Annotated in this window: 12 protein-coding genes; 6 read left to right on the top strand and 6 right to left on the bottom strand. The window is 68.6% G+C overall.

Translation table 11 applies throughout. The features are described 5' to 3' along the window. Position 1: 1 nt before the first annotated feature. From gyrB to dnaA, 6 genes are all read right to left on the bottom strand, one after another. The gene (gyrB, locus tag TR42_RS08245) at positions 2-2,005 is read right to left on the bottom strand and encodes a DNA topoisomerase (ATP-hydrolyzing) subunit B (RefSeq protein WP_236623406.1); all 2,004 of its coding nucleotides are present in this window, start codon (positions 2,003-2,005) and stop codon (positions 2-4) included. A 438-nt stretch (positions 2,006-2,443) separates the two neighbouring features. Next, on the bottom strand, positions 2,444-3,223 hold the full coding sequence (locus TR42_RS08240) for an Ltp family lipoprotein (RefSeq protein ID WP_042214793.1): 780 nt from the start codon (positions 3,221-3,223) through the stop codon (positions 2,444-2,446). A gap of 247 nt (positions 3,224-3,470) precedes the next feature. Continuing rightward, a complete protein-coding gene (locus TR42_RS08235) occupies positions 3,471-4,091 on the bottom strand; it encodes a DciA family protein (RefSeq protein WP_236623405.1) in 621 nt (206 codons plus the stop codon). Next, positions 4,084-5,208 carry a DNA replication/repair protein RecF gene (recF, locus tag TR42_RS08230; protein WP_042214792.1) on the bottom strand — a complete coding sequence of 375 codons (1,125 nt, stop codon included), beginning with the start codon at positions 5,206-5,208 and terminating at the stop codon, positions 4,084-4,086. Before recF ends, TR42_RS08235 begins: the two co-directional genes overlap by 8 nt. After that, on the bottom strand, positions 5,208-6,335 hold the full coding sequence (gene dnaN / locus TR42_RS08225) for a DNA polymerase III subunit beta (protein ID WP_042214789.1): 1,128 nt from the start codon (positions 6,333-6,335) through the stop codon (positions 5,208-5,210). Before dnaN ends, recF begins: the two co-directional genes overlap by 1 nt. Positions 6,336-7,796: 1,461 nt before the next feature. Then, positions 7,797-9,167: a chromosomal replication initiator protein DnaA gene (gene dnaA, locus TR42_RS08220; RefSeq protein ID WP_042214903.1), complete on the bottom strand. Its 1,371-nt coding sequence runs from the start codon at positions 9,165-9,167 to the stop codon at positions 7,797-7,799. Positions 9,168-9,424: 257 nt separating this feature from the next. Between dnaA and rpmH the strand changes: the two genes are divergently transcribed. Genes rpmH through rsmG form a run of 6 tightly spaced genes read left to right on the top strand, consistent with a single transcriptional unit; the run spans position 9,425 to position 12,370 of the window. Next, on the top strand, positions 9,425-9,562 hold the full coding sequence (gene rpmH, locus TR42_RS14610) for a 50S ribosomal protein L34 (protein ID WP_062382720.1): 138 nt from the start codon (positions 9,425-9,427) through the stop codon (positions 9,560-9,562). A 2-nt stretch (positions 9,563-9,564) separates the two neighbouring features. Beyond that, positions 9,565-9,909, top strand: coding sequence for a ribonuclease P protein component (gene rnpA / locus TR42_RS08215; protein WP_042214787.1), 345 nt, complete (start codon positions 9,565-9,567; stop codon positions 9,907-9,909). Positions 9,910-9,926: 17 nt separating this feature from the next. Further along, positions 9,927-10,202, top strand: coding sequence for a membrane protein insertion efficiency factor YidD (gene yidD / locus TR42_RS08210; RefSeq protein ID WP_236623404.1), 276 nt, complete (start codon positions 9,927-9,929; stop codon positions 10,200-10,202). Between the two features lie 14 nt (positions 10,203-10,216). Then, complete coding sequence (yidC, locus tag TR42_RS08205; RefSeq protein WP_042214785.1) at positions 10,217-11,233, top strand: membrane protein insertase YidC; 1,017 nt, start codon at positions 10,217-10,219, stop codon at positions 11,231-11,233. Next, on the top strand, positions 11,230-11,709 hold the full coding sequence (locus TR42_RS08200) for a Jag family protein (RefSeq protein WP_042214783.1): 480 nt from the start codon (positions 11,230-11,232) through the stop codon (positions 11,707-11,709). The genes yidC and TR42_RS08200 overlap by 4 nt, the downstream gene beginning before the upstream one ends. A gap of 19 nt (positions 11,710-11,728) precedes the next feature. Then, a complete protein-coding gene (rsmG, locus tag TR42_RS08195; RefSeq protein WP_042214781.1) occupies positions 11,729-12,370 on the top strand; it encodes a 16S rRNA (guanine(527)-N(7))-methyltransferase RsmG in 642 nt (213 codons plus the stop codon). Positions 12,371-12,624: the final 254 nt, after the last annotated feature.

The raw sequence follows: 12,624 nt of genomic DNA, 5'->3' as shown, positions 1-12,624 counted from the left end.
CTCAGATGTCAAGGAACCTCACGTCCTTCGCGTTGCGCTGGATGAAGCTGCGGCGGGACTCGACGTCCTCGCCCATGAGCACGGAGAAGATCTCGTCCGCGGCGGCAGCATCGTCCATGGTGACCTGGAGCAGGGTGCGGGTCGCGGGGTCCATGGTGGTGACCCGCAGCTCCTCGTGGTTCATCTCGCCCAGACCCTTGTAGCGCTGGACGCCGTTGTCCTTGGGGATGCGCTTGCCGTTGGCGAGCCCGTCCTTGAGGAGCGCGTCGCGCTCACGGTCCGAGTACACGTACTCGTGGTCCGCGTTGGTCCACTTGAGCTTGAACAGCGGCGGCTGCGCGAGGTACACGTAGCCGGCCTCGATGAGCGGGCGCATGTACCGGAACAGCAGCGTGAGCAGCAGCGTCCGGATGTGCTGACCGTCGACGTCGGCATCGGCCATCAGCACGATCTTGTGATAGCGCGCCTTCGAGATGTCGAAGTCCTCGCCCATGCCCGCGCCGAACGCGGTGATGAGGCCCTGGACCTCCTGGTTGGAGAGGGCCCGGTCGAGGCGCACGCGCTCGACGTTGAGGATCTTGCCGCGGATGGGCATGATCGCCTGGTTGTAGGGCTCGCGGCCCGCCTTGGCGGAGCCGCCGGCGGAGTCGCCCTCGACGATGAAGATCTCGCACTCGGAGGGGTTGCGGCTCTGGCAGTCCGAGAGCTTGCCGGGCATGCCGCCGGACTCGAGCAGCCCCTTGCGGCGGGTCGCCTCGCGCGCCTTGCGGGCGGCGATGCGGGCCTGCGAGGCCTGGATGGCCTTGCGGATGATGTCCTTGGCCTCGTTCGGGTGCGCGTCGAACCAGTCGGTGAGCTGCTCGTTGACCACGCGCTGCACGAAGGTCTTCGCCTCGGTGTTGCCCAGCTTGGTCTTGGTCTGGCCCTCGAACTGCGGCTCGCCCAGCTTGACCGAGATGACGGCGGTGAGGCCCTCGCGGACGTCGTCGCCCGTGAGGTTGTCGTCCTTGTCCTTGAGGATCGCCTTCTCGCGCGCGTACTTGTTCACCAGCGTGGTGAGCGCCGCGCGGAAGCCCTCCTCGTGGGTGCCGCCCTCGGTGGTCGAGATGGTGTTCGCGTAGGTGAACACGCCCTCGGAGTAGGCGGACGTCCACTGCATGGCCATCTCGAGCGAGATCTTCTTCTCGGTGTCCTCGGACTCGAGCGAGATGACCTCGGCGTGGACCAGCTCGGCCTTCTTGGCGGCGTTGAGGTGGGCGACGTAGTCGACCAGGCCGCCGTCGTACTTGTACGTGACGGCGCGGGAGGTCGGCTGCTCGTCGGCCTCGGCATCGTCCTCGACGGCGATGTGCTCGGGGCGCTCGTCGATCAGCGTGATCGACAGGCCCTTGTTGAGGAAGGCCATCTGCTGGAAGCGGGCGCGGAGCGTCTCGTAGTCGTACTCGGTCGTCTCGAAGATGAGCGGGTCCGCGTAGAACGTCTGCTGCGTGCCGGTCTCCTCGGTGGCCTCGCCCTGGACGAGCGTGCCCTGCGGCTTGCCGCCCTCGGCGAAGCTCTGACGCCAGACGTGACCCTGGCGCTTGACCTCGGTCTCGACCTTGTAGGACAGCGCGTTCACCACGGAGATGCCGACGCCGTGCAGACCGCCGGAGACCGCGTAGCCGCCGCCTCCGAACTTTCCGCCGGCGTGGAGGATCGTCATGACGACCTCGACCGTGGGCTTGCCCTCGGTCGGGTGCATGTCGACCGGGATGCCGCGCCCGTTGTCCTGGACCTTGACGCCGCCGTCCTCCTGCAGGGTCACCGTGATGGTGTCGCAGTAGCCGGCCAGGGCCTCGTCGACCGAGTTGTCCACGACCTCGTAGACCAGGTGGTGGAGACCACGCTCGCCCGTCGACCCGATGTACATGCCGGGTCGCTTGCGGACGGCCTCGAGGCCCTCCAGGACGGTGATGTTCTCGGCGCCGTAGGCGGGCTCGTTCGCCCGCTCCTCGCTATTCGCCACAGATTCGCCTTTCAAGACACGGACGGGACCGTGCACAAGTCCCGTCCTATCCCGACCCATTCTAGTGGCTCTGAGGGGCGATATCGCGCGTTTCAGGGGCATGTGGGGGGAAGTCGAGCCCCTGCAGACGGGGCGGCCGTGCGGTCGACGCCCGCCAGGAGCTCGCCAGGGCGTCGATGCCCGGTGCGACCCTGGCTCCGGGGTGGGGCTTCGCGGGAGAGGAGTCCCGCGCCGCCCCACCCGGGCGCGCACCGGTCCGGCTGCGTCCTCAGCGCGCATCCGGCACTTGGTGCCGTAATCACGTTACGGCAGGTTCCCCTGGGTTGTGATCCGACTTCGGTCCCAGCCCGTCGCCTGCCGGAGAACGACGCACGCCGCCGCCGACCCAAGGCCGGCGGCGGCGTGCATGCGCCAGGGACGCGCCCTGACTCGCTCAGATCAGAACCCGACCTGGTTCGCGGCGTGCTCCGCCTGCGCCTGGGTGAACTGGCTGCCGTACTCGCTCGTCATCTGGTCGATGAGGCCCGCGCGGCTGAACGTCATCGTGTCGAGGTAGGACTCGGCCTGCTCGACCGCCTCGGCCATCCAGTCCACCTCGACGTTCGCGACCGCGTACTCGGCCTGCTTCGCAGTGAACTGGCTGCCGTACTCGCTCGTCATCTGGTCGTAGAGACCCGCCTCCGAGAAGGGCATGGTGTCGATGTACGACTGCGCCTGCTCGAGGGCCTCGTCCTTCCAGTTCACCTCGACGTTCTCGAGCGCCCAGGTGGCGGCCTCGTCGGTGAACTGGCTGCCGTAGTCGGACGTGAGCTGATCGAAGAGGCCCGCCTCGGAGAAGGAGGAGAACTCGAGGTAGGACTCCGCCTGCTCGAGGGCCTGCTCGGCCTCCTTGCTCGGCGCCTCCGGCTTCGCGTTCTCGGGTTCATCCTCGACGACCACCTCGGCGGCCGCATCGGCCTCGTCAGCCTCGGCGTCGGCCGCCGGCTGGGCCTCGTCGACCTCGTCGACCTCGGCGTCCGCCGCGTCCTCGATCTGCTGCTCGACGGTCGCTGCATCGTCCTCGGCGGGAGCCTCGTCGCCGCCGCCGGTGTTCATGGCGATCGCGATGACGGCGACGGCTCCGACTCCGGTGAGAATCTTGTGGCGCGCGAACCAGTTCTGCTTCTTGGGCGCGTCGGTGACGGTCTCGTTCTCGTCGGTGATGGTCTGGTCGGTCATCGCTTCTCCCTCAGCCCAGGCCCCTCGGCTCGGGTGTGTCGTCTCGGTGTCTAGAGCCGCTCAGTCACCTGGACGCGCGATGCGCGACGTCGGTTGACACTGCAGCGGACACGCCCCCAGCGCGCCTCCGCCGCGTGCGGCCCGAGAAGCGTAGGCAGACGGAAACGGGCACTCTCGACGAAACAGATGTGCGTAATGTCACATGGTGCCCTTATTTATGGGGGCACCGGGGTGCTCCGTCCGTCGATCACCCGTAGGTGTCGCGGGGACCGCGGCCCTTCACCGTGCGCGGTCCCTTGGTCCACGACCTCGCGGTCGGGCCGAGCACCTTGAGCTCCGTGACGATCTCCCGCCCGAACTCCTCGTTGATGCGGTGCCGGATCTGGCCCGACATCATCTGCAGCTGCGTCGCCCACGCGGTCGACGTGGCCTTGACGGTGAGCACGCCCTCGTCGAAGCCGAGCGGTTCGCAATGATCCGCGATCCGGTCGCCGATCACCTCGCGCCACCGGCCGGTCACCGACGAGACCTCGATCTGCTCGGTCCAGCCCATGCGGCGGAGCAGCGAGGCCACCGCGTCGCTCATCGGAGCCGGGTCGCGACCGTTGGTATACGGCTCGGTCGAGCGGCGGGCCTCCGCGCGCTGCTTACGACCGCGCTTGGGACTGGTCCGCATGGCGCCCCGCTGCCGAGCCGCTGCTCGCGCGCGCTCGAGCGCCTCGCGAGCCATGCGCGCGGCGTCGACGGGGACCAGCGGCTCCTCCGCGGAATCCTGCTTCTCATCAGGAGCGATGATCGGATCCGGCTGCTCGCCGGCGCCCTCGGCCTCACCGAGGTCCGGCACCGCATCCTCCCGGTCGTCACTCATCGCCGACCCGTCCCTTGGTCACCGGGATCACCCGTCCGGCGAGGGCTGCGGGGACGTCCTCGGCCACCGCCGCCGTGATGAGCACCTGGCTCGCGCGCTCGAGGCGCGCCGCCAGCGCCGTGCGTCGCCCCGCGTCGAGCTCCGCGAAGACGTCGTCGAGGATCAGCACCGGCTCGCCGTCCTCATCCGAGTCGGGTCCGGTCTCCGAGGTGAGGAGGTCGTAGGTGCCGATACGCAGGGCGAGGGCGCACGACCACGACTCGCCGTGGCTCGCATAGCCCTTCGCCGGCATCCCGCCGAGCCGGATCTCGAGGTCGTCCCGTTGCGGACCTGCGAGCGTGACCCCGCGCTCGAGCTCCTTGGGTCGGACCTCGCGGAGCTTCGCCAGGAGCAGCTCCGACAGCTCGGACGCCTCCTTCGGAAGAGTCTCGGCCAGGGACGACGCATAGGAGATGGCGCAGTCCCCGCCATCCGGGGCGACGTCCTGGTACGCGGCCTGCACGTACGGGGCGAGCGCCGCGACCGCGCGCAGCCGCGCGGCGACGATGCGGCTGCCCAGCTCCGCGAGCTTCTCGTCCCAGATGTCGAGCATCGTGAGGTCGCCGCGTGCATTGCGCGAGGTCTTGAGCATCGAGGTGCGCTGGCGCAGCACCCGCTCGTAGTCGGCGAGGTCACCGGCGACGGCGGGCTGCAGCGCGACGCAGAGCTCGTCGAGCAGCTGCCGACGTCCCGACGGGTCGCCCTTGACCAGGGCGAGGTCCTCGGGTGCGAACAGCACGGTGCGGAGGATCCCGAGCAGGTCGCGCGGTCGCGCCGCCCCGCGGTTGAGACGCGCGGTGTTCGCCCGACCGCTCGTCAGCGTGACCTCGAGACCGAGAGACCTCCCCGCCTTCTCGACCTTGGCGCGCACGATGGCCCGCTCGGCACCGAACCGGATCAGCGGCGCGTCGGAGGCGACGCGGTGCGAGCCGAGCACCGAGAGGTAGCGGACCGCCTCGACGAGGTTGGTCTTCCCCTGGCCGTTGCGGCCGACGAACGTGGTGACGCCCGGACCCAGCTCGACTTCTGCCTGCGGATACGAGCGGAAGTCGGCGAGCTGGATATGGGTGACGCGCACTACGAGGCGATACGGATGGGCACGAGGAGGTAGCGGAAGTCCGCCGCGACCTCGCCACCCGGCTCGGAGAGCCCGACGAACTCGACGGGCTTGGTCTCCTGAGTGAAGCCCAGCTGCACGAAGTCGCTGCCCAGCGCCGAGAGGCCGTCGAGCAGGTACTGCGGGTTGAACGCGACGGTGATGGGCTCGCCGTGGAGGTGCGCGGTGAGCGCCTCGGAGGCCTGGGCGTCGTCGGACTGCCCGGCGTCGAGGGTGACCTCGCCCTCGGCGAAGGCCAGCCGCACCGACGAGTTCCGCTCGGCGACGAGCGCGACGCGTCGGGTGGCGTCGATGAGGTCCTGCGTGCGGACGGTCGCCGTGATGGGGCTCGAGTCGGGGAACAGGCGGCGCACCTGCGGGTAATCGCCGTCCATGAGCAGCGACGTGGTGACCAGGCCGCCGGCCTCGAAACCGATGAGGTCCATGCCCTGACCGGAGCTCAGCGCGACGGTGACCTCACCGGCACCGAGCGCCTTCGCGGTGTCTGCCAGGGTCTTCGCTCGCACCAGGGCCACGGCGCTGATGTCGGGCTGCGACGGCGTCCACTCGAGCTCGCGCAGCGCGAGGCGGTAGCGATCGGTCGCGAGCAGCGAGATGTGCGAGCCCTCGATCTCGACCCGCACGCCGGTGAGGATCGGGAGCGTCTCGTCACGCGAGGCTGCCGAGGTCACCTGCGCGACCGCCTGCTGCAGCGTTGCGCCGTCGATGGTGCCGGAGTGCTCGGGAAGCTCGGGAAGCGAGGGGTACTGGTCGACCGGCATCGTCGCGAGCGTGAAGCGCGAGGCGCCGCACGTCACGGACACCTTGGTGCCCTCGAGCGACAGCTCGACCGGCTTGTGCGGGAGCGCGTTCGCGATCTCGCGCAGGAGACGCCCGCTGACGAGGACCTCGCCGGCCTCCTCGACATCGGCGGGGAACTCACCGCGCGCGGACACCTCGTAGTCGAAGCTCGCGAGACGCACGAGACCCTCGGCGTCCGCGGTGATGCGGACGCCCGCGAGTACGGGGACCGGGGGGCGTGCCGGCACGGCACGCGACGTCCATGCGACGGCGTCTGCCAGAACGTCGCGCTCGACGGTGAACTTCATGCTTGCTCCTCTGATTCCGAACACAGACTATGCCACGGGTCCGACGATGCCGGGAGGCCCTTCCACCCGGCGGGCGGGCGTCGGCGCGCGGGCTCAGATGAAGGCCATGTGGAGAATCACAAGAAGTTGGTCTCATAGTCGTATTAGGGACCGTGGATTCTGTGGAGTTCTCGCGTCGCGCCTGGAAAACTTGTGATTCATCATGTGCGAATCCTGAGGGCGAGTCCAGCTGCGTCTGGGGACGGGCTTGGGACGGGCGGATCGACCACCCCGGGATTCCTGTAATTCTTCACAGGCCGTCCCCTGTGGACTGAGCATGCTGTCCACGGGCGTCCACAGAGTTTTCCACATTTGTGAGGGAAATAGGGCTCTCAGGGCCTCAGATGGGACGTAGCGGCCCATGAGGGTCCGCTCCGGAGGCGGCGTCGGTCCTCGTGCGCGCGGGTGAGGGGACGTATCGGGTGCGTCGCGGCCTCGCGGATGGTGCCGCCCTGATCACGCTCGCGCCGGGAGGATCCGTTGTGGCGAACGTTTCGGTCGTCCCGGCGCGTCGCGCGCGTGTCGCGGTGAGAGACGGCCTGATTCCTTCGTCAGGACGCCTCAGGAATGCCCGGCCGCGGGAGCTCGCGCCCGTCGCCTCGACCATCGGCGTGCGCCCTCGGGCGATAGGTCGCGTCATATCGCTTTCTGACGAACGAATCCGGGTCCTCGGCGCGCTCCTCGGCCCCTTCATCCGTCGGAGCCCCCGAAACGTTCGTCAGGAGCCGCTCTGAGCGATGTCGTCGGTGGAAGGCCTCTCCGGCGTACGAGGGCACGGTGCGCGCGCATGCGGCGTGCTCAGGGGCGGTCGCGTCGACGGTGGTCCCTGAGCACGCTGAGGACCGCTCCTGACGACGGTTTCGACCCCGTCGGGCGCGCGCGACGCGTCGCGCAGCCCGAGTGCCGCGAATCCTCCGTGGGGAACCGTTCTCCTGAGGCGCGCACGGCGCGGCGCGGGCCCGGCGCAGCGGCAGGACGGAAGGCGCCGTGGCGAGCGACCAGGGAACGCGCGGGCAGCTCGGGTCGGGCGACGTGGCCGGTGGGGTGGGAGGCGCTCCCGCATGCGTCGACAGCCGGCGACGCCGGGGGCGACGAGCCGTACGGGTCGGGCCGAGCGAGGCGGGGACGGGTCTATCGCCCGCAGAACCCGTTCTGACGCACGTTTCGGGCCGTTCCGGGGCTCCGGGCATCGTCCCGGCCCGCCGGCTCCCCGATTCGTGCGTCAGGACGGCACCACAGCGACGATGCGCGAACGTCCTCAAGGCGACGTCGCGGCGGGGCCGCGGGGACGATGCGCCGGGGCGCCCGGGAGGATCGCTCCTGAGCACCGTTTCGGGCGCTCGGGAGCCGCGCGGTGCCTCGCGGGCGCGCCGAAGCGCTCGAAACGTTCGTCAGGAACGATCGAGAGGGAAGGTGGGGAGGTTACGCGCGCGACTGCTTGATGCGGGCGTGGATCTCGTTGACCTGGTTGTACATCTGGCGACGCTGCGCGATCTGGTCCTCGACCTTCTTGACCGCATACATGACCGTGGTGTGGTCCTTGCCGCCGAAGTGCTCGCCGATCTTGGGAAGAGAGAGGTCGGTGAGCTGCCGGCACAGGTACATGGCGATCTGTCGCGCGGTCACGAAGACACGGGATCGGCTGGTGCCGGTGAGCTCCTCGAGCGAGATGTCGAAGTACTCGGCCGTCTTGCCGATGATCGCGGCCGCCGTGATCTCGGAGTCGTCGTCGGAGATGAGGTCCTTGAGCACCACCTGGGCCAGCGAGAGATCGACCGGCTGGCGGTTGAGGGCGGCGAAGGCCGTGACACGGATCAGGGCGCCCTCGAGCTCGCGGATGTTGCTCGTGATGTTCGAGGCGATGTACTCGAGCACGTCCGACGGCGCCTGGACGGCATCGGCTGCGGCCTTCTTCCGGAGGATCGCGACGCGGGTCTCGAGGTCCGGGGGCTGGACATCGGTCATGAGGCCCCACTCGAAGCGGGTCCGCATGCGCTCCTCGATGCCGTCGAGATAGCGCGGGCTCACGTCCGAGGTGATGACCACGTGCTTGCCGGCGTTGTGAAGCGCGTTGAAGGTGTGGAAGAACTCCTCGAGCGTCTGCTCCTTGCCCTGAAGGAACTGGATGTCGTCGATGAGGAGGACGTCGACCTCGCGGTACGTGCGCTTGAAGCTGAGCGAACGGTCGTCACGGATCGAGTTGATGAAGTCGTTGGTGAACTCCTCGGAGTTCACGTAGCGCACCCGGGTCTGCGGCTTGAGGTGCCGCGTGTAGTGCCCGATCGCGTGCAGCAGGTGCGTCTTGCCCAGCCCGGACCCTCCGTAGATGAACAGGGGGTTGTAGGTCTTACCAGGCGATTCGGCCACGGCCAGAGCGGCTGCGTGCGCGAAGCGGTTCGAGGGACCGATGACGAACGTGTCGAAGGTGTACCTCGGGTTGAGGTGCGGGTCCTCGACCACAGGCGCTGGCGCCGGCTCGGGGCGACGCATCGGCGGACGCGGGACATCCTCAGCTGCGGCACCGTCCTCGGCCGGGGCCGGAGGGGTGACCGACGCGTCGACGGTCACGGCGATGCGCACGTCGCGGCCGATGACCTCGCTCAGCGCCTCGGTGACCGGGCCGCGCAGGGTCGTCTCGACATAGTTCTTGGTGAAGTCCTCGGCGACGGCGAGGAACACGTTGTCCTCGACCACCGCCAGCGGCTTCACGAGCCGAAGGAACGATCGCGCCTGTGCGCTCAGCGACCCGTCCTCCGTCAGGAAGTCGAGTGCTCCTCGCCACACCGCGTCGATCGATTCCGGGGCAGGCTCTGCCGCCACTGGCGTCACCCCCAAGTTGTTTCCACAGAGTTGCTCACAGTCGGTGCATGGCCCGTCACCTGCTCGTTACCGCGATGACGCGTGTCGCTCACATGGTGCGGGGCCGTGATGGTGGAGCCTATCCTGTTCGGGTGGCACGTCCCAAGGGCGCGCCGCGATTTGACCACCGTGGTGCCGTCGCGTAACGTGAGTGCGCTGATTTGACCATGCCCTGAAACTTGGAGTTACCCGTGAGCAAGCGGACTTTCCAGCCGAACAACCGCAAGCGTGCTAAGACGCACGGCTTCCGTCTGCGTATGCGCACGCGCGCCGGACGCTCCATCATGGCGTCGCGCCGTCGCAAGGGCCGCGGCAAGCTCTCGGCCTGAGGTTGCTGCCGGCCGACGCACGCCTGCGATCGTCCGCGGAGTTCCGCTCCGCGATGCGATCGGGGGCGAGAAGCGGCCGGCGCACCGTCGTGGTGCACATGGCGCTGACCGGCGATGCTCGACGCATGGCCGGTTTCGCTGTTTCTAAGGCCGTAGGAGGTGCGGTGGTCCGCAATCGCGTCAAGCGACGCCTGCGCGCGATCATGTCCACGCGCCTCGACGCGCTTCCGGACGGTGCGATCGTCGTCGTGCGCGCGCTGCCGCCTGCGGCCGACGCGTCCTACGCCGAGCTCGAGAGCGATGTCGCAGGTGCTTTGCGGCACGCGATGTCGAAGACGGCCCGATGAGCGTCGCGAGCAGGGCCTTGACCGGAGCGATCCGTGGCTACCAGCTCACCGTCTCCCCGCTCACCGGCCCCCGCTGCAAGTACCACCCGTCGTGCTCGCACTTCGCCATCGAGGCGATCCAGGTGCACGGCGCGTTCGTGGGCGCGGGTCTCGCGGGTTGGCGGCTGCTGCGCTGCAACCCGTGGAGCAACGGCGGCGTCGACGACGTGCCGGCGAAGGGGGAGCGCCTGTTCCGCCTGACGCGCAATAATGCCGCGATGCTTACCGACCAGACCTCTGCACGTCCGATCTAAGGAACAGCGCCTCCATGCTTGACACCATCCTCTACCCGCTCGAGTGGGTCGTCGCCAATGTCATGGTGATCTGGCACCAGATCTGGACCTTCATCGGTCTGGATCCGGCCTCCGGCATCACCTGGGCCCTCGCCATCGTCGGCCTGGTGGTCACGATCCGCGCGGCGCTGATCCCGCTCTTCGTCAAGCAGATCAACGCCTCGCGCGCGATGCAGGTGATCGCACCGGACCTCAAGAAGATCCAGGACAAGTACAAGGGCAAGAAGGACCAGGCGTCCCGCGAGGCGATGAGCCGCGAGACCATGGAGCTCTACTCCAAGCACAAGACGAACCCGTTCGCCTCGTGCCTTCCGATGCTGGTCCAGGCGCCGATCTTCTTCGCGCTCTTCCGCGTGCTCAACTATCGCCTCGAGGGCGGAGGCACCGCGGAGCAGTCCGCTGGCATCGGTCTGCTGACCGACCAGCTCGCCGAGCAGGCGCAGAACGCGACGCTCTTCGGAGCGCAGCTGTCCGACAGCTTCTTCAACTCCGAGGGCGCGGCCGCCAAGGTCCTCTCGGTGGTGCTCATCGTCGCAATGGTCGCGACCACGTTCCTCACGCAGCACCAGCTCACGCGCAGGAACCTGCCGGCCTCGGCTCTCGAGGGTCCGATGGCGCAGCAGCAGAAGATCCTCATGTACGCGCTGCCGTTCATCTTCGTCATCACCGGCCCGAACTTCCCGGTCGGCGTGCTCATCTACTGGACCACGACCAACGTGTGGACGTTCGGGCAGCAGTGGTACGTGATCCGCAACAACCCGACGCCGGGTTCCGAGGCGGACCGCGCCTACAAGGAGCGCATGGAGGCGAAGCGCGTGAAGCGTGCGCTGCGCAAGGGTGAGGACCCGTACGCGAAGCCCGAGATCGAGGCCTCCGAGGAGGACGCCACCGAGACCAAGCGCTCCGGCCAGCGTCAACAGCCCAAGCGGAAGAACCGCGGCGGAGGCAAGCCTCAGGCGCTGCCCGCCAACGACGACAAGGACCCGTCATGACCGACAACATCAAGAAGCTGGACGCCGAGGGCGACGTCGCAGCCGACTTCCTCGAGGAGCTGCTCGACATCCTCGACATGGACGGGGACATCGACATCTCCGTCGAGGCCGGTCGTGCGAAGGTGGCGATCGTCGCTGACGGTCCCAGCCAGGACCTCAAGCGCCTGGTCGGGCCCGAGGGAGAGGTGCTCGAGGCTCTCCAGGATCTGACGCGCCTCGCCGTGCAGTCGGAGACGGGCGAGGTCAGCCGCCTCATGCTCGACATCGCCGACTTCCGTGCGGGACGCCGTGAGCGTCTCGCGGAGCAGGCCCGCGAGGCCGTCGCCCAGGTGCGCGAGTCCGGCGCGAAGGTCTCCCTGCCCGCCATGAACGCGTTCGAGCGCAAGGTCGTCCACGACGTCGTGCTCGAGGCCGGCCTGTCCTCGGAGTCCGAGGGCGAGGACCCGCAGCGCTACGTCGTGGTGCTGCCCTCCTGACGTTTCACGTGAAACAGCGATGACCGAGGCGAATCTGAGCGACGACCCGCTGCACGGCAGCGCGGATGTCCGCGAGTACTTCGGGGACACGTATCCCCGCGTGCTCGCGTTCGCGGAGATGCTCGCCGAGCAGGGGGTCGAGCGGGGGCTCATCGGACCGCGCGAGGTGGCGCGGCTCTGGGAGCGTCACATCCTCAACTCCGCCGCCTTGCTGCCCTACCTCGGCGAGGGGAGGGTGGCGGATGTGGGCTCCGGTGCCGGTCTTCCTGGTCTGGTGCTCGCCGCGATGGACCCGCAGCGCGACTACGTCCTCGTGGAGCCGATGGAGCGCCGCACGCAGTGGCTCTTCGAGGCCGCGCGCGAGTGCGGGATCGACAACGCGATCGTCGTGCGCGGTCGCGCCGAGGAGGTCGCGGAGTCGGTCGAGGTCGAGGTGGTGACCGCACGTGCGGTGGCTGCCATCGACAAGCTCGTGAAGTGGTGCACCCCGTTGCTGTCCGAGGGCGGACGCATGGTGCTCCTCAAGGGACGCAGCGCTCCCGACGAGCTCGAGCGCGCGAAGTACACGCTCCGCAAGCACCGGTTCACGGGCGAGGTGCATCGCGCCGGCACGGTGCCGGGTGTCGAGGCGACGACCGTCGTGGTGCTCTCGCGCGCGTGATCTCCACAAGGGGTCTCCACAGCGCTCTCCACAGTCATCTGTGCGGGGAATCGCGCTTCCTGACCGTTTTCTCCACAGGTGAGGCGTCGGCTCGGAGGCGCTCCGACACCGCTCCGACCCGCGGCGTGGAGGCCTGTTCCCACGCGCACCGCTGGGGTAGAGTCGGGGACTCCGGCAGGCTCGTCCACGATTCCGACGCGGCTCTTCTACGTCTCGAATGGGGCTCGTGTTTCACGTGAAACGAACAACGCCAC

The organism is Demequina mangrovi (assembly GCF_000759715.1).
Taxonomy (GTDB): domain Bacteria; phylum Actinomycetota; class Actinomycetes; order Actinomycetales; family Demequinaceae; genus Demequina; species Demequina mangrovi.
This window is presented reverse-complemented; position numbering and strand designations above follow the sequence as displayed.